We start from the raw sequence: 23409 nt of genomic DNA, 5'->3' as shown, positions 1-23409 counted from the left end.
ATTGGGAGAAATGCATGAAGCGGCACGCAGGCGCGGTCCTGTCATCCATCAAGATCGACAAGTCCGCGGAAAAGAAAATCTCGATCCAGCTCTACATGTCATTGCGCGACCTGCTCCTGGCAGGCGCGTTGACACCCGGCGAACGATTGCCGGCCACCCGGACCCTGGCGCGGGAAATCGGCGTCTCGCGCACGACCGTGATTGACGCCATCGACAGGCTGATATCGGAAGGTCTTCTGGAAGCGCGGGTCGGCTCCGGCACATTTGTCAGCGAAGCCCTGAACGCCCGGCTGGCGCCCAGACCGACCGCGACCGCCGACAACATCGTTCCGGTCGTGCCGCGCCTGTCGCATGCATCCCGCCATGCGATCCCGGACTTTGCCCCCCGCGCGCGCCTTCCGCACAGGTCCGAAGCCTTCGTGACAGCGCTCCCGGCGCTCGATGCCTTTCCCATGGCCCAATGGGCAAAACTGTCGGCACGCCACTGGCGCAAGGATCGCGATCACGTCACCGGCTATGGCGAACCGTCCGGATATCCGGGCCTCAGGAATGCCATTGCACGGCAGCTCAACGCCTCGCGTGGTATCAAGTGCTCCCCCGAACAGATCTTCATCACCAACGGAGCCCAGCGCGCCTTTTCACTCGTCGGCGGCATGCTGGTCAATCCGGGTGAACCGATCTGGTTCGAGAATCCCGGCGCGATCGGTGCGCGCAATGCCTTCGTGGCGATTGGCGCCTCCCCCGTTCCGGTCAGGGTCGACGAGGACGGCCTTTGCATTGAGGACGGTTTGTCGAAAGCGCCGCATTTCCGCCTCGCCTTCGTCACCCCCTCACACCAGCAGCCGCTCGGTCACGTCATGAGCCTGTCCCGCCGGCTGGCGCTTCTGAAGGCGGCGAACGATGCCGATGCGATGATCGTGGAAGACGACTATGACGGCGAATTCTATTACGGCGATCAGCCGCCACCGACGCTCAAGAGCATCGATACGCACGGGCGCGTCATCTATGTCGGCACGTTCTCCAAGTCGCTGTTCCCGGCATTGAGGCTCGGCTTCGTGCTCGTGCCCGAGCCTCTCGTGGAAAGCTTCGAGCGCGTCTGCCAGACCTGGCTCGCCGGCGTGCCGACCGTCACCCAGGCGATCGTTGCCGACTTCATGGACGAGGGCATGTTCGCCACGCATATCCGCACCATGCGCCAGCTTTACAGGGAGCGTCACGATGCCCTTATGGAAGAGGCGCGGAGACTTGCGGGACAGATCGACCTTCAGCCGACAAGAAGCGGTTTCCATGCGGTCGGGCTGGTGAACCCGTCGCTTGACGAAAACCTGATCGTCGCGAAAGCCGCCGAAGAGGGCATCACCACGGTCCCGCTGTCGCGCTACGCTCTCGCCCCGATTTCGCAACGTGGCCTTGTGCTCGGCTTCGGCAGCACCAGTCCCGAGGAAATCCGAAAAGGCATCGACATACTTGAGAAAATTGTCACGACCGGTCATTGTGAAAGGCTGTCGGCATAATCAATTGGACTGCTAAATTATCCGCAATGGCTATATTTAACAGGCCAATCCACTTCTAACGTTTGTTTCCGCTTTTTTTGCTGTGCGCAGTCATGGAGGAAGTCATGCATTTCAAATCTACTCTCGCAGGCCTTTTGGCGGCAACCATGCTTGCCGGTGCCGGATCGGCACAGGCCGAGACGCTTCGCCTTTTGACCTGGGGTTCCTATGCGCCGGACGAGCTTATTGAAAAGTTCGAGGCGGAATATCCGGATATCGACGTCGAGGTGACCTTTTCCAACAACGAAGAAATGATCGCAAAACTGCGCGCCACCGGCGGTGCCGGTTTCGACCTCGCCCAGCCGAGCCATGACCGCATCTACGCGGCGCAGCTGGAATACGACATCTACAAGCCGCTCGACCTGTCGAAGATCGACACATCCGTGATGGAGGCGAAGCTCCTGGACGGCGTGAAGGCCAACACCACGATCGAAGGTGAGGTCTATGCCGTTCCGCACCAGTGGGGCACATCGGGCCTCATGGCCGACAAGACCAAGGCGCCCGACCTGAAGAGCTGGGCGGATCTGTGCGACCCGGCCTACAAGGGCAAGACCTCCATGCGTCTGAAGCGCACGATCCTGCTCGGTACGGCCTTCTCCATGGGCGAAGACCCGTTTGCGGCCTATTCCGACCTGGAGAAATACCAGGGCATCCTCGACAAGGTCGCGGACAAGCTGATCGAGTGCAAGGACAACATCAAGGCCTACTGGAAGGGCGGCGACGACCTTTCCGCCATGATGCTGTCAGGTGAAATCGTCGGGTCGGAAACCTGGGATTCCACCGCCTACAAACTGTTCGACCAGAACGAAAACATCGTCTTCGTACCGCCTGCGGAAGGCGCGCTGGCCTGGATCGACACCTTCGCGCTGCCGCGCAAGGCCAAGGCGGACGACGCCGCCTACAAGTGGATCAATTTCGTGCTTCGGCCGGAAAACGTGACGCTGATGTCCGCCAGCACCGGTGCCATCGCCGCCGTCCAGGGTGGTCAGGACCTGCTGCCGGAAGACAAGAAGGCAGCGGTCAACGCGGCCTTCACCAAAGAGGACATCGACAACCTGAAATTCTTCGCCAACATTCCTCCCGGAGTGGAAGACATGGAAGGCAAGACGCTCGAAAAGATCAAGGCGGCGACAGGCGGCTGATGATCGGGGGGCGGCCCCGTCCGCCCTTCATTGAAAAGAGCTAGGGTCAGGACCCATTAATTTGGATGAATTGGTAGGGATGAATTTGTTCGGATACGAGGCGCAAAGCTGCAGGAAACCGTCCGGTTTCCAACGATTTGCAACGATGTTGCCGGGCAAATTCACCCTATCCCTGCGGGACGCAAAAACGGCTTCGATCTGCTTCGTCAAACCGCTCAACCGGGCAGGAAGCCCGCTTGTCGCGCTTTTCCTTGCAGCTCATCGCCGTTTGCTGCGCCAATTCAACCAAATTGATGAGTCCTGACCCTAGGGTCCAGACCCTAAAGGCTCAACACAAAAGGGGGATATCGCGCGAAACCGGTATCCCCCTGCTTTCTGACTTTGCAGCTGGCGTGCCCTGATGACAGACACTTCCCCCTACGATCTCGCAGCCCTCGGCGTTTCCAAGAATTTCGGCTCCTTCAGCGCGGTCAAGGAGGTCTCGTTCGACATTCCGAGCGGCACGTTCTTCTCCATCCTGGGGCCGTCCGGCTGCGGCAAGACAACGCTCATGCGCATGATTGCCGGTTTCGAGGAGCCCAGCGGCGGCGATATCAGGATCAAGGGCAAATCGGTTCTGGGAACGCCACCCAACAGGCGCAACGTCAAGATGGTGTTTCAGCACCTCGCCCTGTTCCCGATGATGAATGTCTACGAAAACATCGCCTATGGCCTCAGGTGCAACGGAGCGAGCAGCGCCGAAATCAAGCGCAAGGTGCACGACGTGCTGGAACGTATCGCGCTGCCCGATGTCGGCGAGCGGGAAATACACCAGTTGTCCGGCGGACAGAAGCAGCGCATCGCCATTGCCCGCTGCATGGTTCTGGACCCGGATGTTCTGTTGCTCGATGAACCGCTCGGCGCGCTCGACCTGAAGCTGCGCGAGGCCATGAAGATCGAACTGAAACTGCTGCAGCACCAGTTCAACACCACCTTCGTCTACATCACGCACGACCAGTCCGAAGCCCTGGTGATGTCGGACAACGTCGCCATCATGAACCAGGGCGAATTCGAGCAGATCGGTACGCCGCAGGAGCTTTATCACCATCCGAAGACCGCGTTCGTCGCCGGCTTTGTCGGCGACAGCAACCGCTGGTCCGGCGTGGTCAGGGCGAGCGACGGGACGGGTGGCAAGGTGGAAACCGAGCAGGGTCTGCCAATGAGCTTTTCCTCCGCTGGCCAGACAGCCATCCAGGAAGGCTCGAAAGTCAATATCTTCGTGCGCCCCGAATTCATCAAGACGGTGCGCGCCGGCGAGGCCGATCTGCAGGGTGGGAGCGGCGACAACAGGATGGACGGCATTGTCGACAGCCTGCTCTTCAACGGCGCGAACAGCCGCATCCTGGTGCGCACCGGCAGCGGTGAACTGGTTGAGGCGGACGTGACCCTGACCGGCGACAACGACCTGAAACCCGGAGAAGATGTCCACCTCGTCTGGTCCGCAAAACAGGCCATGTGCTTCGCCGAGCAGGGGACCGCATGATGCAGAACAAGGACATCAAGCGGCTCTCGCTCATCCTGCTGTTCGCACCCTTCGCACTGTGGATCATCCTTTTGATCCTCCTGCCGCATATCGGCATGGTGATCCTGTCCTTGAAGGAGAAGGTCGCCCCGCGAGTCTATCAGTACAGCTTCGCCAACTACCTGGAATTCATCAACGAACCCATTTACTGGAACACGCTACTGCGCACCGGGTCGATGTCGTTGCTGGTGACCGCTCTTGCGCTGATCATCGGATTCCCGATTGCCTATTACATCGCCAAGATCGCCGGGCCGCGATCCCGCGGCGGCCTGTTCCTGCTGTGCCTCATACCGCTCTGGGTCAGCGACCTGATCCGCGCCTTCGGCTGGATCCTGCTCCTGCGCGAAACGGGTGTCATTTCGAACTTCCTTCTCTGGACCGGCCTTGTCGGCGCTCCCGTCGAATTTCTCTACAACGACGTCGCCGTGATTATCGGCCTCACCTACACGGTGATCCTGTTCATGATCGTGCCGCTGGTCTCCACGCTGGACGGCATGGACAATTCGATGATCGAGGCGGGTTACAATCTGGGCGGCAACGGCTTCACGGTGTTGCGCCGGATCATCATTCCCTATGCCATGCCGGGGATCGTCGCAGGCTGTATCGTGACCTTCATGCTCACCGCCGGGTCCTATCTGACGCCGATCCTGCTCGGCGGCAAGAATTCGAGCTGGTTCACCGAGCAGATCTACAACCAGTTCATCACCCGCTTCAACTGGGAAGGCGGCGCCGCGTTCGGCATGCTGCTGCTGCTGTTCACCTCGTTCGTCATCTGGCTCGGTCTGAAACTGAGCGGACAGACGCTCGCCAACACCGTTGCCAAGAGCTGAGGAGGACGATCATGCTCGCGCAGAACAAGACCACGCCCTTCCTGCTCGGCTACCGGCTTTACGTTGTTGCCTTCTTCATCTTTCTCGCGGCGCCGCTGATTTCCGCCGGCGCGTTCGCCTTCAATGACAGCCTGTTCCCGGCCCTGCCCTGGCAGGGGTTCACGCTCGACTGGTTCTTCGGCGACACGGAGCCGAAACTCGGCATGTTCCACGACCGGCGCCTGCTGCAGGGGCTCTACTATTCCTTCGTGATCGCGATCTTTGTTGCTGCGCTCTCCGTTTTCGTCGGCACAACGAATGCCTTCCTGTTTGTCAGGGGAGAGTTTCCGGGCAAGAACTTCTTCTACATCATGATGGTCGTACCCCTGGTGATCCCCGGCGTGATCCTCGGTATCTCCATCCTCGTTCTGGCCAGCGACACCGCCAACCTTTTCGAAGACCGCTTCGATCTGGAACTGGAATTCCTGCGCCCCGGACTTCTCCTCGTCGTCCTCGGGCAGTTTTCCTTCATCGCCACGATCACTTCCCTGGTCATCACCGCGCGCTTGAAGAAATTCGACGACACAATGGAGGAAGCGGCTTTCAATCTCGGCGCGTCCCGCGCCCGCGTCCTGCGCACGATCACGCTGCCGTTCCTGCGTCCGGCCATGATCGCAGCCGGGATCGTCGCCTTCCTGGTCTCCTTCGAAAACTTCAACACCACGCTGTTTCTCGTCGGCTCCGAAGCACCGCTGACCATCACCATGTATGACCGGATGGCGAAGGTCGGTTCGACGCCGGTGCTGAATGCGGTTTCCTTCTTTCTGATGGTGGGATCCGGATTGCTGGCCCTCTTGTCGATCGTGGTTCAGCGCGACAAGTCGGCCCGGTAGGAATCCGAACTGGTTTGGGCACGTATATGAGCGAATTCGACTTTGTCATCGTCGGAGCAGGGTCTGCAGGGTCGGTCGTTGCCAACCGCCTCTCGGCCAACGGCAAATACTCCGTCTGTGTCCTTGAGGCAGGCGGCTCCGACCTGAACGTCTGGATCTGGATGCCGATCGGCTACGGCAAGGCGTTCTATAACCGGCACATCAACTGGATGTACCGGACGGAGCCCGATCCGGGTTTGAACGACCGCTCCGGCTACTGGCCGAGGGGTAAGGTTCTCGGCGGATCAAGCTCGATCAACGCGATGGTCTACATCCGCGGGCAGCAGACCGATTTCGACGACTGGAAGGCCATGGGAAATCCCGGTTGGGGCTGGGAGGATGTTCTGCCCATCTTCCGGCGGTCTGAATGCAATGACGCCGGAGCAAGTGACGTTCGCGGCGGCGACGGCCCGCTCCACGTTTCCAGCATGACCCGGGATGTCCATCCCCTGTGCTCGAACTTTCTTGACGCCGCCGAGGACGCCGGTTTCAAGCGCAATCCCGATTTCAACGGTGCCGACCAGGAAGGCGTCGGGCTTTACCAGATCACGGCAAAGGACGGGTTTCGCATGTCGGCCGCGCGGGCGTTCCTCGCCCCGGCCCGGAAGCGCCGCAATGTGGACGTGATCACCAGGGCCCACACGACGCGTCTGATCGTCGAGGAGGGCCGCGTGACAGGCGCGGTCTACAGCCGCAATGGCACGGAATTTACCGTGAAGGCGCGGCGCGAGGTCATCCTCAGCGCGGGCGCGGTCAATTCACCGCAGATCCTGATGCTGTCCGGGATCGGGGACGGAACCGGGCTGCAGGCGAAAGGCATCGACACCGTGCTGCACCGGCCCGCTGTCGGCAGAAACCTTCAGGATCATCTCGGACACGACTATCTCTACCGCTCAAGGGTGCCGACCCTCAACCAGCAGCTCTATCCCTGGTGGGGCAAGCTGCTGCAAGGCATGCGCTACGTGCTGACCCGGAAGGGTCCGCTCTCGCTCAGTGTCAACCAGGCGGGCGGCTTCGTGAAAAGCAATCCGGACACCAACCGGCCGAACATGCAGCTCTACTTCTCGCCGGTCAGTTACACCAAGGCTCCGAAGGGCAAGCGCCCGCTCATGAACCCGGACCCGTTTCCCGGTTTCCTGCTCGGCATGCAGCCGACGCGGCCGACAAGCCGCGGCCACATCGCGCTTCGCTCCGGCGATCCCTTCGACACACCGGAAATTCATCCGAATTCGCTCAGCACCAACCACGATCTCACCGAAATGATCGAGGGGTGCCGGTTGTTGCGGCAAATCGCCGAAAGCCCAGCCCTGCAGGAGATCATCGAAGAGGAAATCAGTCCGGGTCCCGCGGTTCAGTCCGATGAGGAGATACTGGAGGATGTCCGCAACCGCTGTTCGACTGTTTTCCATCCGGTGAGCACCTGCCGCATGGGGCCTGACGACATGGAAAACGTGGTCGATCACAGGCTCAAGGTTCACGGCCTAGAGGGCTTGCGCATCGTCGATGCCTCGATCTTTCCAACCGTCACCTCCGGCAACACCAATGCGCCCGCGATCATGGTCGGTGAGAAGGGATCGGACATGATCCTGGAAGACACACGGGCGGCATAGCGGGCGCGATGCAATCGGACCTCTTCACCGACGGCTACAAGACGACCCCCTATTGGCAGGACATCGCACCGCGGGTCGACCTTGGAGAAATCCGGTTGCCCGAGGAAGTCGACGTGCTCGTGGTCGGTGCCGGTTACACGGGCCTCAACGCCGCGCTTCAAACCGCCCGGGAAGGGCTGGGCACCCTCGTCGTCGATGCCGAACAGCCCGGCTGGGGCTGCTCCATGCGCAATGGCGGCCAGCTTTCGACGAGCCTCAAACCATCTTTCTCTGCGCTGTCGAAAAAGTACGGACCCGACCTTGCAACGGACCTCTGCCGCGAAGGACAGGCCTCGCTCGACTACATGCACGGACTGTCGGCGGATCCTGATCTCGACCTCGGCTTGAGCGAAGTCGGCCGTTTTCACGGCGCCCACAAGCCCCATCTCTACGAAGCGCTTGCCCGCGATTGCGACAAGGGCCATCCGGTCTGGAAGACCGATGCCTTCATGGTGCCGAAGACCGAATTGGCGTCCGAGCTCGGAACGGATGCCTATCACGGCGGCATGGTGCTGCCGCGCCATTGCAGCATCGACGTCTCGACCTATCTGCCATCGCTCTTGCGCAAGGTTGTCGCTGCAGGCGCGACGGTCAAAGGCGGCTGCCGTGCGGTGTCGCTGGAGCGTGACGGCAACGGTTTCCGGGTCACGACCACCCAGGGCACGTGCAAGGCAGGCAAGGTCCTTCTGGCAACAAACGGCTACTCGGGTCCGCTGTCTCCCTGGCATCAGCGCAGGGTGATCCCGATCGGATCCTATGTCATCGCGACGGAGGAAATCCCGGTCGACTTGGTCGACCGGCTGTTTCCGACGGACCGCATTCTCTCCGACACGCGCAAGCTCGTCTATTACTACCGCCTGTCACCAGACCGCAAACGTGTCCTCTTCGGCGGACGGGTTTCCCTGAGCGAAACCGATCCGCTGAAGAGTGCCGCGAAGCTGCACGCGGACATGACCGCCCTTTTTCCGGACCTGGCACCGGTCCGTATCAGCCACGCCTGGATGGGTTTTGTCGGCTATACATTCGACACGCTCGCCCATTGCGGAGAAGACAACGGCCTTTATTTCGCAGCCGGATATTGCGGGTCGGGCGTCGGCATGGCCAGCTATCTCGGCATGCGCATGGGCCGAAAGGCCGCCGGGCTTGAGACGGCCCCCTCCGCATTCGAACGCATCTCCTACCCGACCCGCCCGCTTTATTCCGGCAACCCCTGGTTCCTGGCCCCCTCGGTGCTGGTCTACCGGCTGAGGGACAGGCTCGGCATCTGAAACCTGCGTGCCGCGGGTCGCAAGGCGTTGGCGCTTACGCGAAAGACGGCTCCACCGGCGACGAAAATGGCCCCGCCTGTCGGAGAGGATCAGGCGGGCCTTGTCGTGGCAAGGCCGGCCCTGGCGGATTGCACACCTACGGCTCCAAGCGGCTGAATACTGCGATCGCCCCGTCAGACTTGTCGGTGTGATGGTGAACAATTTTCCATGCACCGTTCGATCTGCGATAGACATTGGTCGCCCTGTGGGCAACTTCGACTTCTTCACCACCTGGTGAAAATCTGCCAATCTCCAAGCCAATCTCATAGGCAAGATCGCCGCTTGTGACGATGTATTGTTCAGTTAGCTCGACTTGCCCGCCCGAAAAGACACGTGCCACATATTGCCACGCCTCCCAGAGTTGTTCCCATCCGATTTCTCGACCACCGTTCGGCCTCATTGCCGTGACCTCAGGGCTATGAAGCCAAACATCACGCATTGGTTCCGCATTCTTGTTAAAAACGCTGTTGAGTGCCGAATAAAACGCGCGAGAGGCCTCTCGAACACCTTCTTTGTCTGTCACTGGTTTCTCCTTAGCAAATTCACTCGTGATCAATGACGCCGGAACTCTGTCAAACCCGTGCCTTGCAGCTTTTTCGGGTGACGTCACTCGACGAAGTCCCAAGTGGAACGAAATCAAATTGGTTCCGCGATGCGATTTCAGTTTTTCGGCGGTGCATGCCTTTTCGTGGCATCACAGGACTGCGTGCCCGGAGGGGATACACAGCCAAGCTCACCAGTGATGCAGCCGATGATGCTGTTCACGCCCAAGGCTGAGACGTGGTAGTGGTAACCCAGTTCCTCCGACGAGTGCCCGCGGCATTGATCAAGATCCTGAGGTTCTCTTCCATCTACATTCAATTGACGATACAGGCCGTAGCCATCAATTGATATTCCGACCTGAGCGGCGTGGCCATCCGGATCGGCGATCCCTTCAACACAGCCCGTCACGAAATGGTAGTGGTAGCCTGCGAAAGGATTGACGTGACCGCCGCAGTCATCAAAAGGGGCGATGTTGTAGGCTTTGAGAATAGCCGAAAGCGGAGCCGGCCCTTCAAACCTGACGCCGTTCATGGCAAGGCCCGCGCCTGGTTGATCAGCCAATGGCACTGACTTCTCTGCTTTGACCGGGTTCAGCGGAATAAAGTAGGTGTTGATCGGTGAGGCGACCGTCTGGTCGGTCTCGCACTGAGCACAATAGTAGTAGTATTCTTTCCAGACATCGACGCGTGCGGCTCCAAAACAAGCGTCAAATGACTTGGTTACAAGAACCTCGCCAGTTTCTGAATTGTACATCTTCCACTTCGGATCATCGTAAAACTTGGACAGGTTTTCAACGAACGCACCATCCGCATCATAGACCTTGCCGTCCTTGATCCAGATACCCGCCGCCTCCGGACCATCGGTCACGCTGCTTGGGCACCATGGGCCCGGTTCGTAATCCGGAGTCTGCTTGAGCACCAGCTTTATGCACTTGGTTTTCGTCCCACCTGAAAGGGTGCAGTCGACGATTTCAGCCTCTTGCATCATTGCGTCATCGCTGACATGCGCCAAAAAAGCTTGCATGGCCGGTGACGCATCAGCCGGAATGTTCCCATGACCATCTTCATGGCCAAATGCTGGTGTCATTGACAAAGTCAGGAGAGCAACTGAAGCGAGACTGATACGGTTCCACGGACGTTCATACATTTTGGAGCTCCAGATTTTCAACTTGGGTTATCCGTTGTTGCGCGGTCTCTTCCAGTGGCTTGCCGCTGACGGAGAATTTCTGTGCAATCTGAGACGAGTGAACAATCACGGGTTCAGAAGCTTGCGTATTCCCGGGTTATCATGCTCATAGGCCAGAATGCGGAATGCACTCGGTGCGGAAGCCAAAGCGCTGTCGCTTATGTTATCCGTCAGCTTAAGCTCCTTGGAAATCGTCCCATCTTCTTCAATGAAAATCGCGAGACCATTGATGCAATCGCATGAAAAGACATTTCCGGAGGGCAATTTTCTTGCGGTTCCAAGCGCGGTGTCGTCAAATCCGAGTTCCGACTGGAAATCTGGAAAGACAGGACCGTGAGCTCCACCGGCAAGAACAGGATAAGATCCGTCGGGCTGAACAGGCGCTGAAATATTGAATACATACGTGCTTCGCCCATCACGATTGTTGTCGTAAAGCCAGATGGAACGATTTGAAGCCCCCCAGTTTGCATCATGCTGTGCTGCGGTTGTTGTGATGCCGGTGCGAACATGACCGTAGGCTTCGGGGTTGCCCCAGCGATAAAGGAACTGACCACCTTTACCTTGTCTCCCGCCGGCATCTGATGCGGCTTCTTCGGTCGTGGTCGAATGGTCGATCACATAAATCTCACTGTAGGCGTAGCTTGAGATCAGGATCTGGTCGAGCTCCGCATTATAGTCGACAGCATTGGTATGCATCATGTCGGCTGGCCCGGTCCTGAACTTCCAATAGTTGATATCCAGCTTGCCGGGATTCTCCTCCGGTATTCCATAGTTTGCTTTGCTGCTGTCAAAGTTTTGGATCAGATGATCCCACGCATGCCATTCCCACACAACTTCGCCGCTTTCCGGCCCGGTTGGCTTGATCTCCAGGATTGAATCCACCCAAAGGCCCCATTTTTCGGTAACGGTCTTGGGATCCCGACCAGCGGCGATGGCCTCGTCTCGCGTTTTTCGTTCCCAACCAATGAGCAGAATGTTTCCGTTCGGCATAAGCTGAATATCGTGATGCGGCATGAAGGTGTCGCTGTAGCGCGTGTATTTCCAACTGACTGAGTTGTCTGGCTCTATGCGCTCAATGATGCCGCCGACATTGAACGTGGGAACGTTCGGTCCCTTTTGCTGGAAGCCTTGGTAAAAGATGTTCGTTTCGTCGGCGACCATTCCCGATCTCAACAGGCTGCCGTCCTCGAGGAGATAGGCGACCATTCCCGGTCGATGCTCACTCGACCATTCTTTGACCACCTTGTTTTCACCATTCAGGAGGTAGGTTTTTTCTGAATTCAAGGGTGCATAGAGAACATAAGGACTATCGCCTGGTGCGGTTTCGGCGAGCACAGGCATCGAGTATAAAGCTGCCAAAAGTATCCATATTCTAAGCATTTGGGACCCCTTCGGTCATTTGAAGCTACAGTGCGGGGAGTTTCGCAGCCAAGACCTGGTGCGTGTATTTCAAGCGCGACAACGGGATCAGGCGCATGTCGCCATCTAGAACCGAGCGAACTCCGTCGTTGTCGACCTGTCGGGTTTGAAACAGCCTTCGCCGAGCGTAGCGCATGAATCGGGGCCAACTCCTGACGCACGTATCAGCACGAGATCAGCAATTTGTCTGGAAATCTCAGCAAATCTCAGCGAACCTGTGCATGGTCTGATTGGGCCGCGTATCGAGAGACGGATGTGGGATGAGTGAAGTGTCGGTAAGCCGGTTTTCCGGCATCGAGGTTGACTGGCACGCACTGGAATTGCGGCGTGATGGTGTTGTCGTCCAGGTCAAGCCAAGGTCTTTTCAGTTGCTTGAGGTTCTGTTCAACAACCGCGACCGCGTTGTGAGCAAGGACGAGCTTTTCGAAACGCTATGGCAGGGGCGTTATGTAACGGAAGGTGCACTGTCCACCGCAGTCAACGAGTTACGGCGCGCGCTTGGCGACACAGGCAAAGACCACCGCATCATACGCACCTATTACGGACAAGGATTGCGCTTTGTTGGTAGTCTGGACGCGCAGTTAAGTGTTGACCCGAAGGCCCGTGCAGGAGCCGCGCCGAAAGAGACGACGACACAATTAACGACAACCGATCCGAACGCCAAGTTGACCGTCGGACTGGCGGTGCTGGCACTTGATAACCTTTCCAAGGACACGGAGCTTGACCAGTTGGGAGAGATCCTCGCGGAGGACCTCATCACCGCATTGTCGAAGTTTTCTCAACTGTCTGTGGTTTCCCGGACGTCGTCTTTCGCGGTGAGCCATCAGAGATTAGCCTTGAGGGACATCGCAGGTACGCTTGACGTGGACTATATCGTCGAGGGCAGTTTGCGAGCCGTGGATGATATCGTCCGCATCACACTTCAGCTTATTGACGCTGCCGTCGATGAACATGTTTGGTCAGGACAGTTTGATTGGCCAAACAATGCCACGTCTCAACAGCAATTTGAGACGACTGGAGTTATAACCGGTCAACTGATTGACCAGATTACGCGTTATGAAGCCCAGCTTTCGCGACAAGTGGCGGACCAGTTTCTGAGCGCGTGGCAGTGTTACTATCGCGGGATTTCCACCAAGAACACGCACAAGCTAAGCAAGCGCGGTGAAGCGATTGCATTCTTCGAGCGGGCAATTGCGCAGAACGCGAACTTTGCGCTCGCGCGAGCCGTCCTGTCATACGCATTGACGATCCCGACGCTCGTCCACACAGAAGGTGGCCGTCTTGCCGTCAATCCATTGCAGCGACAAGCAGATCTCGAACGGGCTGAGAAAGAAGCGCTGCTATCTCTCGAAATTGACGACCGCTATCCTTATGCGTGGGTCGCTCTGGCCAGAAAACACATTGCATTGGGTAATCCCGAGGACGGGCTCCGCGTTGTTCAAAAAGCGATCGAACTAAACCCCTATCAACCGGTGGCGCTATTCGTTTTGGCAGAGTGCCTTTTGGCGGACGGCCAAGCGGAGGAGGCAATTCACGCTTGTGACAGATGCATCGCTCTCGGACCATCCAGTGTTTTCTATTCACTGTCGATGGCACTGAAATCTTGTGCCCTCATTGCGCTCGATCGACATGAAGATGCTGTCCGTTTTTCCCGCGATGCTCAGGCGTCATCTACAGGTTCACCCTATCTGTTTTTCGGTGAAATATGCGCTTTGGGGCATCTAGGCCGAGAAGACGAAGCATCACATGCGATCCGTCGTGCACAGATTGCCAACCCTGGATTTGAAGTAAGTCTGTTCGAGCAACTTCATCAAATCAGCGATAAAGCAACCGTGGCGAAGATGCGTGAAGGCTTCAAGAACGCAAGTCTGTCAGACTAGAATTTGAGCTGATTTCAGCAAATCCACAATGACAGCCGGGTTCAATGGCCGAAATGGCGCTGCAAACCGGAAATCTCTCGACGGAAGGTTCAAAGTCCGCTTCGGGTCTAGAACGGAACATTGAGCCCCCCTCACCGCTCAGCCGCAACAAAAATCCGGATCACCCGAGCCTGCCTTACGCCACTGCCGGCGGATCCTAACCGAAACCTAACGCAGCACAAACCGGCTCAAAACTCCGCTGAATTATACCCGGTGTCCTGGGAAGGCGCACGGATGCGCTTCCCGTTCGAAGTTTGTCGAAACACGGACCCAAGGACGTAACCAATGAAGACCTACGGAAAGAACATCGCGGCGGTTTCCATGGCAATGGCCATGAGCTTTATGGCAAATCAGGCTCTCGCCGTTGACGAGCATTACGTCGATGGCGGCGCGGTCGTCGGCGGGACCGATGTCGTTGCCTATCACACTGTTGGAGCACCGACGCCCGGGTCTGCGGAATTTGCGTCCGAGTACCAGGGCGCGACCTGGCATTTTGCGTCCGCTGAGAACAAGGCGCTGTTCGATGCCGACCCCGCGAAATATGCACCGGCCTATGGCGGTTGGTGCTCGGCTGGCGCGAGCAAGGGCAAGAAAGTGCCGACACAGCCCGATCTCTGGGCCATCGTTGACGGCCAGCTCTACCTCAACAGCAGCCCGGCAGCCCACAACAAGCTCTTCCTCGCCGACACCGAGACCGTGATCTCGAAAGGCGAGTCCAACTGGAAAGTGATCTTCGCCACCTCCCGCGAAGCCCTTCTGGCACAATAGGCTTTTGCTCCGTGCGCCGGCGTCCCGCTGATGCCGGCGCACCGCCAATCAACTTCCGATATCCGGAACGTTATTGGACGCATCATGCGAAGGAATGCACCCTTCCTGCCGTCCAGGAACATGTCCGGAAAGGTGGGCGTCATCGTTGCCAAGGCAAAAATTCTGGTTGTCGAAGACGATGAGAACATTCTCAATCTTCTGAGCGCCTATCTTGAAAGTGCAGGCCACGACGTCGTCGAGCATCAGGACGGTTCGACGGGATACAAGGCGGCTCTCACCGATACGTTCGACTTCTGTATTTTCGATGTGATGCTGCCGCACAGATCGGGGACAGAGATCGTCGAGGCCATGCGCGCGCAGGGCATCTCGACACCCGTCCTGTTTCTGACGGCGCTCGGCGCGGAAACCAATGTGCTCCAGGGGTTTGCCGCCGGGGTGGATGACTATGTCGTCAAACCCTTTTCCCCACGCGAGCTGATTGTTCGCATCCAGGCGATCCTGCGCCGCAGTCAGATGACGGCCGCGTGCCGCGACGATGTGGTCGAAGTCGGCCCGCTGAAGCTGGACCTAGACCAGCCGACCTGCAATCTGTGTGGTGAGAACATCGCGCTGACGCCCTATGAGCACAAGATCCTGAGACGTCTTCTGGAACAGCCCAGCCGGGTCCTTTCCCGGGGCCAACTGATCGCGCTTCTTTATGGAAACGACGCCGCCGTCGGGCCCAAGGCGATCGACGTGCACGTCCACAATCTGCGCACCAAGCTTGGAGACGAAACCGGCTCGATGATCGAAACGGTGCGTGGCTTCGGCTACCGGTTCGCGGCCGCGGGCGACCTGGAGCGCAGGGTACAGTGAAACATCGTCTGGACCGGCTGCCCTGGCTGACGCTGCAGATGATAGCGGCAAACACCGCGATCGTTCTCATGCTCGGTGTCGCCTGGTACTGGCTTTTTCTGGGTCAAAGCACGACATATTCCGACCGCCTGATGACGACATTCAACATCGAACCCGGCCAGGTGCATGCCATGTTCGTCGACGAGGTCGAGCGCCAGCTCTGGACAAGCATCTCGATCGGACTGGTGTTCGCTGTCGGGGCCTCCATCGGTGTGACGTTGCTGATCGTCCGTCCGCTGGGCGTGCTTGCCCGGACCACGGAACGGCTGAGGCAGGGCGACTACGGCGTGCGCGCAAAAACCCAATCGGGAGAAGTTGGAAGACTGGCCGACACGGTCAATGCGCTCGCCGCGGCACTGCAGCAGGAAGAAGAGCGCCGCGCGCGCTATCTCGCGGATCTCGGCCATGAATTGAGAACACCCATAACAAGTCTTCGCGGTTACACAGAAGGCCTGGAGGACGGCGTGTTTCAGGCCGACGAAAAGTTCTTTTCGCTGATGTCGGACGAACTCAATCATCTGACGACCCTGACCCATTCCATTGAGGCCCTGGAACTCTCGCCCGAAGATGAAGACACATCGTGCCAGGGCATCAGTGTGCAGTTCGTTCTGGAAGATGTTCAGCGCCGGTGGCAAACCCAGTTTCAGGCAAAGGACCTCCGGCTGAATGTGCAGGTCGCCGATGCGCTGGCCGGCACATCGATTGCCCTGTCCGGGACATCCCTGCGGCACATCATCGACAACCTGATGTCCAACATGCTGCGATACGCTGATCCGGACGCGGACTGCCGCGTTATCTTTTCAAGGCATGGGTCACGGGGCGTGGAAATGATCTTTGCGAACGGCGCAAGGGATCTGCCCGCCCGGGATGTTCCCTTTCTTTTCGATCGGTTTTTCCGTGTCTCCAACAGCCGGACCCGGGGACGCAACACCCACTCCAGCGGGCTGGGATTGTCCATCGTGAAACAGTTGTGCACCAGCTGCGGGGGTTCCGTTCGCGCCGAACTGCTGGACAGCAGGTTGAACATCGTCGTGCGGCTCTCCCTGCTGGAGCCTGCGCATAAGACTCTGAACCCAGGGATGGAACAGCCCTGCCCGTAAAGACCGACCTGGAGAAATGCCGTTTCGGAAGAACTCGTCAAGACCGGTCGTGACGAAGTCGATAGCGCCATCTGACGTCAGATGAGTGACGTTTGCGTTGAAGTGCGCTGGCGGACAGGCTCAAACCATTGAGTGTCCTTTGGTCAGTATCGGGTGACGACGACCGCGACCGCAGCAAACACCACACCAATCAAAAGAGCCTTTGTATCCATTGACGAACGGTTGGGCAGTTTAACCCGAAGAGACAGAGCTATAATTACGCCGCCTGTCAACGCAGTCGCAATTGAATAGATCACGCTACTTTTGTCCGCGTTGAGACCGATCAGTATGCCGACGGCAAGTGACGCGACAAAGTAGGCGCGTAGCCACCCAGACATATGCCCGGGGTGGGTTTTATAGAGATAGATATTCACCCCAAACAAGTGGAACGAATAGGCCAACGCTCCAATGACGTAAAGCTCAGGCGATGTTGCGGTCACTTGCATGACTGCAATGGCAAGCAAGCAGTTGTAGGTTCCCAGTGCAACTGTGTCCAAGCCAAGCGACAACCTGTTATCGCCCCCCGTATCACGACTGGTTTCCAGCAAGTAGTAAATGAGAAATCCAAGCAGGGAGCAACCGTACAGCCAGTGTTCCCATGTCCTGCTTGCAGCTGAACTGGCCGCCAATTCACCGATTTTTGGCAGCAGGAAAAGGAAAGCATAGCCAAGTCCGATCCCTGATGAAAAATCAGACAGCCAGTTTGCCTGAGTCGGGAACCTCCGAAAAAAAGACACGCAGAAGACGTGAACAGTCCCGATAACTGCAATCGATGTTATGGCTAGGTATGTCGGCGCTTCGAACACGGCTAAGATCCGATGAAAGAATCACAAGCCGATGAGACACTCGTTGGCGGCATAAGCACAACCCAAAAAGTGAAGAAGGTACGAGAGTGACTTTCTCAGAATACGCCGATTAGGTTATTGGATTGCCAATTGTTTTGAACAATCAGCGGCAGCTTTGCAGATCGATCGGAAATCCGCCGTAAGACCGAAACGGGGGTGCAAAGCGGAAGTCCGTCGACGGAAGGTACAACGCGCCTCCGCGCCGGAAACCGCACATCGAGAACCCACCACCGCCCGGCCGCACGCCCAATTCCGACCTGACATTTTTGCGAAGCCCTTTCGACGGGAAATGCGGCAGCATGTGCGGAATCCTGGACGCGCCGCAGCGGAACTGGCCACAAATCAACGATAATCGCATATCTAACAAAGTGTTATGTTTTGCTTTCGCTTGCGTCTGCTAAACTCTCCCTTAGGGCATCTTTTTATACTTTACGACCGGAGTTGGGCTTGGCTCAGCCTGCGCTGGTGTGTGAAGTAGTGAAAATACGGGCCGAACCGCGCTGGAACGGTGACCCTGTTCGAAATTGGGAATGACACGGAATATGTCGATAGACCTCGATATCGAGAAAGGTGAACGCCGTCAGATCACGGCGCTTTTTTACGACATGGTCGGCTCGACAACCATGGTCAACAATATGGATGTCGAGGATTTCCGCGAGATCCAGCAAGCCGTCCACCAGGCGGCACACCGCGCGATTGCCGCAAATGGCGGCCATCTTGACCTCCTCATGGGGGACGGCGGCTCCGCCTATTTCGGATATCCGGTGGCCAGCGAGGACGCCCCGCTTCAGGCCGTTCTGGCCGGCCTGGCAATCCTGAATGAATGTGCGAAGGCACAGGACGATTTTGACGTACCCGTCAGGATCAGGGTCGGAATTGCCACCGGCTCGGCGGTCGCCGGTCAGGCCGGCAGCGGCGCGCTGGCGACACGCGACGAAATCATCGGAATTGCACCGACGTTGGCCGCCAGGATCCAGGGCGAGGCGAATGTCGGCACGGTCGCCGTCTCCAACGCGACCTACAAGGCCACGCGCAGGCTGTTCCACTATGAGAGCCTCGGCGCCCGGGACCTCAAGGGGTTCAACGAACCGCATGCGCTGTGGCAGCCGCTTGGCCGCCGCAAGACGGTCGACCGGTTCGAGACCCTGCGCAACAACGAACAGCCGTTCGTGGCGCGGCAAACCGAACTCGCCGGGGCCAAGTCGCAATGGCAACAGGCGTTGGAAGGAAACGGCCAGTTTCTCTTTATCCACGGCGAACCGGGCATCGGGAAATCCCGTCTCTGCCACCAGGTGGTGGAAGCCGGACGGACGGACGATGCCCACGTGCTTGATTTTCAATGCGAGCCGACAAGCCAGGAAACGCCGTATTACCCGATCGTGCGCAGCTTGCGCGCCGTTCTGCAAAAACACGACGCGACCTTCGATTTCGATGCGCCGTCCGCCGACGCGATCCGAAGCGCCCTGTCGCTGCCCGGCGATCATCCGGTCGAATTCTTTGAATCGCTTGCATTCCTGATCGCGCCGTTTTCGCCGGACCAGCAGGACCAGGAGGCAGACGGCCCGGGCGACGCCCATTCCGCGGTCGGAACGCTCGTCGACGCGGTCATGGCAATTGCCAGTGCAAAACCCTGCGTGATGAAAATCGAGGATCTGCACTGGGCAGACAGCCAGACGCTTGAGGTCGTCGCACAACTGGCCGGGCGGATCCAGGACGCCTCCGTCTTCGTTATCGTCACGTCGAGAAATCCGCCTGACGATGACTGGAAGGAGGCGGACAACTTTTGCACCCTCGGACTGACCCGTCTCGGCTCCGACAGCCTCGTGGAACTGATCGAAAATCTTGCCGGCGCAACACATCTGCCGGAAAAACTCATCGATGCCATCGTCGCCCGCTGTGACGGCGTTCCGCTTTTTGCCGAAGAGCTGACCCGTTTCGTCCTGGACAGGAACGCGGATGACGCGCTGGACGAAGGCATGTGGGAGAAACTGTTCGAATCCGACGAAACTGCCAGCCTCCAGGACCTTCTGGCCGCCCGTCTTGCCGCTCTCGGGCCTTCGAAATTCGTCGCCCAGGCCGCCAGCGTGATCGGCCGCAGTTTCAACGTCCTGACGCTCGTCGCGCTTCTGTCGACAACGGGCAACCCGGCCAGTGCCGAGGAAAGCCTGAACGAACTTGTCGCCGGCGGCTTCATCGAACAGCAGGCAAGCGAATTCGAGACGTCCTACCGATTCCGCCATGTGTTGGTTCAACAGGCCGCCTATTCCGGCCTGCTGCGATCGAACAAGCGCACACTTCACTCCGCACTCTACAAGATCGTCACCGAGGACACCGAACTCGGCGAAGCCTTCACGAGTGCGGAACTTGCAGCGCACGCTGAACAGGCGCAACTGCGGACCGAGGCTGTCGGCCACTATATCGACGCAGCGCGGTCCGCGTCTTCCCAATCGGCCTTGCAGGAAGCACGCACGCTGCTCACGCGGGCCAGTGAACTCACGGCCAAGGTCAAGGACAAGCCGGCGGCAAACACGCTCGAACTCGAGATCGTGAAACTGCTGGGGCCGGTCGTTGCCATGCTGGACGGCGCTGGTTCGCCTGAAGCCTCCAAGCTTTACCAGCGCGGCGTGGAGCTTCTGCATGACAATCCGGATACGGATCGGTCCACCGGCTTTCCCCTCTACTGGGGCTGGTGGTTCACGGCTCCGAACTTTCAGGCACAGCGGGAACGGGCCGAAATGCTTCTTGCGGACCTCGCGGGGTCCAACAACAAGGAAGTCGAACTGCAGGCCCTTCACTGCCGGTGGGCAACGGCCTTCAACACGGGTCAGCATGCAGACTGCCTGAACGCAATTTCAAAAGGTCTCGAGCTTTACAGCGAAGACGAGGCGCTCGACCACCGCACACGCTACGGCGGACACGACGCAAAGGTGTGCGGGCTCGGCGAAAAGGCCTTGTCGTCCTGGTTTATGGGCAAGACCGAAACCGCGCTTCAGCACATGGACGCGGCGGAAGACTGGGCGCGGCACATCGATCATGTCGGCAGCAACTGTCACGCGCTTGATATCGGCATCATGCTGCATCGCTACAGGGGCGACATCGACCAGGTCGCACGGTTCGCGCGGAAGATGCGCGACACGGCCACCGAGCACGATCTCAAGTCGCTGGAAGCGAAAAGCCTGATTTTCGGCGGCTGGGCAAACGGCATGGCGGGCGATCCCGGCAAGGGCAGGGAAATCCTGGCGCAAGGCCTTTCGATCCAGCAGGAAATCGGCACGGAGGAGGATTTTCCGGTCTACTTGGAAATGGCCGCCGAACTCGATGGGCAGCTCGGGCGTCATGCCGACGGCATCGCCCTGGTCAGCTCGGCGATCGAGCGCGCTGAAACAGCCGGACACGCCTTCTGGCTGGCCGAACTCTATCGGCGCCGGGCAAGGCTGCGCAGTGCATCCGACTTCAAGGAACAGCAGATCGAGATGGATCTGGCCAGGGCGGAAGAGATCGCCGGCCAGCAGAACGCGACCGTGCTCCTGTTACGAACCCTGACGGACCGGGCGGTTCTGCTTCCCGATCATGGCAAGGGGCCGGAATTGGGCGACCGGCTGGGCGATCTCCTGGCCGATCTGGAAAGCGGTCTGGAGCGGGACCGTGCTCTCAGCCTGCTGGCAGGATTGCTGAAGTGACGACTGCCGCCGGGTCCCACTCCCGGGAAACGGGCCGTCTCTACGGCGCTGACATTTACCTGAACCGCTTGAAGGAACACCTGGGGTCATTCGGCATCACCCGGCTGGCCGACATTACCGGGCTGGACAGGATTGGTATTCCTGTCGTTCAGGCCGTGCGGCCTCTGGCGAGATCGAATGCCGTCAATCAGGGCAAGGGGCTGCAGTTGGAGCAAGCCGCTGTTTCGGCCATCGTGGAAGCGCTCGAAACGGCAGCTGCCGAAACAATAACCTCGGATGCCGCAGCTCCCGTCTCTCCGGACATCGTCTACGGGCCCGACGCGGGCAGCAGGCTCGCCCACCATCTCTTGCCGGACTTGCCTGTTGGGTGGACCCGAACGCCTCTGCCCTTCGTATCCGGAACCGATCTTGTCTCCGGCGAGACGGTGCGCCTCCCCGTTGCCCTTGTCAGCACAGACTTCACGCCCGGCTCGCCGCATGCAGGCTCGCCCTTCATCAGAACGACCACCGGGCTCGGCGGTGGCGCAACCCCGGAAGAAGCGCTCGTGCAGGCTCTCTTCGAGACGTTTGAGCGACTGGGCACGGCCCGGGCCATGAGGATACACGGGTTCTTCGAAAAGCAACGGCTCGCGGTCGAGACGCTGGCGGACGAGACGCTGGACAGCCTCGTCGCGCAGCTGCAGAACTCCGGTCTGCTCTGCGCCCTTTACGATTGTCCGCACGCGGGCGGCCTGCCTGTTGTCTGGGCGCGCGTGCTGGACGACAGGAACGCACCGACGTCGCTGCCGTTTCACGCCGACGGCTTCGCCTGCCGCACGTCTTATGCCGAGGCGGCCACCGCGGCATTTCTGGAGGCGGTCCAGACTCGGGCATCCGTGATCGCGGGAAGCCGGGAAGACATCACCCGCCAGTTCTATCCGAAACGGATCGACCAGGCGCTTGTCGATTTCGAGCGCGCGCAAATGCGTGGTGGAACCGGCAGCGCCGCGCCGGCAATCGATCCTCTGCCAGAGGCAAGCCCGCAGGCGCTCGCGCAGGCACTGCACAAGGAGGGGTTCCGGGCGATTGCGGTTTCCCTGATGGCCGAAGAAGCAATCCCGCTTCACATCGTGCGTGTCGTCACGCTCGCACATGGGGAGCCCGTGACATGAACCGCCGCACACCCCCCGTGATCGTCTTTGCCGGTCCCAGTGTCGACGAAACGGAGTTTCCCGAAGGCCTCAGGGCGCATTGGTCGGGCCCCGCCGCACAAGGCGATATCGTCGCGGCGGTTGAGGAACACGGGCCCTGCGTCATCGCGCTGATCGACGGCCTGTTTCAAGGCGTACCCGCGGTCAGGCACAAGGAGATCCTCTGGGCCCTGTCCCGGGGCGCGATCGTTTTCGGCGCCTCGAGCATGGGCGCCTTGCGGGCTGCCGAGCTCTGGCGCTGCGGCATGCACGGCCGCGGGGTAATCTACCGGTGGCTCCGCCGTTTTCCGCTTCTTCCGGACGACGCGGTTGCCGTCCTTCACGCGCCGCCCGAACTGGGTGCAGGAGCACTCACCGAGGCGCTTGTCGATCTCAGGCTGGGCATCAAGCGCGCCTGCCGGAACGGCCTGGTTTCACGCAGCCTTGCGCAGATGCTGCTGCAGAACGCGCGGGAGCTTCACTATACCGATCGGACATTCGCGAACATCACCAGGGATCTCCCGCAGCAACAGAGCACCGATGTCGTGGCGCGCATCTGCCGTCCCGGCTGGTCGCAAAAGAGGCGGGATGCGCTGACCCTGCTCCGGGAGCTGCGGCAACGCCAGCTGGACGACAACTGGCCTGCCCCCCTGTCCGGCGCCGAATTTGTCTACACGGATGCATTCCTGCATGACCTGGCTGACGGCGGTTTCCCGATACACACGCTTGACGTTCATTGACAGCTTTTAAAAATTACCTAGAGTAAAAAGTCTGCGCTGGCGATGAATCGAAAATAGTCCTGTCGTTCCAAGGAAATAAAAGCAGCACCGCACGAAATTCGAACCTGATTTCACCGCTCCAACCGGATGGTGTTACAACCGTCTTTTCGAGGCCG

General features: G+C 59.1%; 19 protein-coding genes. 15 read left to right on the top strand and 4 right to left on the bottom strand.

All coding sequences use genetic code 11. The annotated features are described in order from the left end of the window. Positions 1 to 14 precede the first annotated feature (14 nt). The 8 genes from ACO08A_RS16220 (at position 15) to ACO08A_RS16185 (ending at position 8914) form a co-directional block, all read left to right on the top strand. Positions 15 to 1514, top strand: a complete 1500-nt coding sequence (locus ACO08A_RS16220) for a PLP-dependent aminotransferase family protein (RefSeq protein ID WP_422037027.1) — start codon at positions 15 to 17, stop codon at positions 1512 to 1514. A 104-nt stretch (positions 1515 to 1618) separates the two neighbouring features. Beyond that, positions 1619 to 2695, top strand: a complete 1077-nt coding sequence (locus ACO08A_RS16215; protein WP_421979492.1) for an extracellular solute-binding protein — start codon at positions 1619 to 1621, stop codon at positions 2693 to 2695. Between the two features lie 61 nt (positions 2696 to 2756). Then, on the top strand, positions 2757 to 2999 hold the full coding sequence (locus ACO08A_RS16210; RefSeq protein WP_422037026.1) for a hypothetical protein: 243 nt from the start codon (positions 2757 to 2759) through the stop codon (positions 2997 to 2999). A gap of 96 nt (positions 3000 to 3095) precedes the next feature. After that, complete coding sequence (locus tag ACO08A_RS16205) at positions 3096 to 4217, top strand: ABC transporter ATP-binding protein (protein ID WP_422037025.1); 1122 nt, start codon at positions 3096 to 3098, stop codon at positions 4215 to 4217. Further along, positions 4214 to 5086: an ABC transporter permease gene (locus ACO08A_RS16200; protein WP_422037024.1), complete on the top strand. Its 873-nt coding sequence runs from the start codon at positions 4214 to 4216 to the stop codon at positions 5084 to 5086. The genes ACO08A_RS16205 and ACO08A_RS16200 overlap by 4 nt, the downstream gene beginning before the upstream one ends. Positions 5087 to 5097: 11 nt before the next feature. Further along, entirely contained in the window at positions 5098 to 5958 is an 861-nt protein-coding gene (locus ACO08A_RS16195) for an ABC transporter permease (protein WP_422037023.1), read from the top strand. A 26-nt stretch (positions 5959 to 5984) separates the two neighbouring features. After that, positions 5985 to 7607, top strand: coding sequence for a GMC family oxidoreductase (locus ACO08A_RS16190; protein ID WP_422037022.1), 1623 nt, complete (start codon positions 5985 to 5987; stop codon positions 7605 to 7607). A gap of 8 nt (positions 7608 to 7615) precedes the next feature. Next, positions 7616 to 8914, top strand: coding sequence for an FAD-dependent oxidoreductase (locus ACO08A_RS16185; RefSeq protein WP_422037021.1), 1299 nt, complete (start codon positions 7616 to 7618; stop codon positions 8912 to 8914). Positions 8915 to 9050: 136 nt separating this feature from the next. Here the strand turns inward: ACO08A_RS16185 and ACO08A_RS16180 are convergent, their stop codons facing one another. The 3 genes from ACO08A_RS16180 to ACO08A_RS16170 form a co-directional block, all read right to left on the bottom strand. Continuing rightward, positions 9051 to 9476: a YybH family protein gene (locus tag ACO08A_RS16180; protein WP_422037020.1), complete on the bottom strand. Its 426-nt coding sequence runs from the start codon at positions 9474 to 9476 to the stop codon at positions 9051 to 9053. A 137-nt stretch (positions 9477 to 9613) separates the two neighbouring features. Beyond that, complete coding sequence (locus ACO08A_RS16175) at positions 9614 to 10642, bottom strand: YHYH protein (RefSeq protein WP_422037019.1); 1029 nt, start codon at positions 10640 to 10642, stop codon at positions 9614 to 9616. Positions 10643 to 10747: 105 nt separating this feature from the next. Then, entirely contained in the window at positions 10748 to 12061 is a 1314-nt protein-coding gene (locus ACO08A_RS16170) for an aryl-sulfate sulfotransferase (protein ID WP_422037018.1), read from the bottom strand. A 299-nt stretch (positions 12062 to 12360) separates the two neighbouring features. Here ACO08A_RS16170 and ACO08A_RS16165 point away from each other — a divergent pair, with 299 nt between their 5' ends. The 4 genes from ACO08A_RS16165 (at position 12361) to ACO08A_RS16150 (ending at position 16781) form a co-directional block, all read left to right on the top strand. Next, positions 12361 to 13980, top strand: coding sequence for a winged helix-turn-helix domain-containing protein (locus tag ACO08A_RS16165; RefSeq protein WP_422037017.1), 1620 nt, complete (start codon positions 12361 to 12363; stop codon positions 13978 to 13980). Between the two features lie 324 nt (positions 13981 to 14304). Further along, entirely contained in the window at positions 14305 to 14787 is a 483-nt protein-coding gene (locus ACO08A_RS16160) for a YHS domain-containing (seleno)protein (protein WP_421979504.1), read from the top strand. A gap of 84 nt (positions 14788 to 14871) precedes the next feature. Then, positions 14872 to 15642, top strand: coding sequence for a response regulator transcription factor (locus ACO08A_RS16155; RefSeq protein WP_422037016.1), 771 nt, complete (start codon positions 14872 to 14874; stop codon positions 15640 to 15642). Then, on the top strand, positions 15639 to 16781 hold the full coding sequence (locus ACO08A_RS16150; protein WP_422037015.1) for a sensor histidine kinase: 1143 nt from the start codon (positions 15639 to 15641) through the stop codon (positions 16779 to 16781). The genes ACO08A_RS16155 and ACO08A_RS16150 overlap by 4 nt, the downstream gene beginning before the upstream one ends. 143 nt (positions 16782 to 16924) lie before the next feature. On the opposite strand, the gene ACO08A_RS16145 is transcribed toward ACO08A_RS16150, so the two are convergent. Next, positions 16925 to 17626: a hypothetical protein gene (locus ACO08A_RS16145; RefSeq protein ID WP_422037014.1), complete on the bottom strand. Its 702-nt coding sequence runs from the start codon at positions 17624 to 17626 to the stop codon at positions 16925 to 16927. Positions 17627 to 18195: 569 nt separating this feature from the next. Between ACO08A_RS16145 and ACO08A_RS16140 the strand changes: the two genes are divergently transcribed. Genes ACO08A_RS16140 through ACO08A_RS16130 form a run of 3 tightly spaced genes read left to right on the top strand, consistent with a single transcriptional unit; the run spans position 18196 to position 23254 of the window. Then, complete coding sequence (locus tag ACO08A_RS16140) at positions 18196 to 21345, top strand: AAA family ATPase (RefSeq protein WP_422037013.1); 3150 nt, start codon at positions 18196 to 18198, stop codon at positions 21343 to 21345. After that, a complete protein-coding gene (locus ACO08A_RS16135) occupies positions 21342 to 22496 on the top strand; it encodes a YcaO-like family protein (protein ID WP_422037012.1) in 1155 nt (384 codons plus the stop codon). The genes ACO08A_RS16140 and ACO08A_RS16135 overlap by 4 nt, the downstream gene beginning before the upstream one ends. Then, positions 22493 to 23254 (top strand): TfuA-like protein, encoded by a 762-nt coding sequence (locus ACO08A_RS16130; RefSeq protein WP_422037011.1) that lies wholly within the window; start codon positions 22493 to 22495, stop codon positions 23252 to 23254. The genes ACO08A_RS16135 and ACO08A_RS16130 overlap by 4 nt, the downstream gene beginning before the upstream one ends. Positions 23255 to 23409: the final 155 nt, after the last annotated feature.

It is taken from the genome of Roseibium sp. (genome assembly GCF_965232425.1).
Classification (GTDB): domain Bacteria; phylum Pseudomonadota; class Alphaproteobacteria; order Rhizobiales; family Stappiaceae; genus Roseibium.
This window is presented reverse-complemented; position numbering and strand designations above follow the sequence as displayed.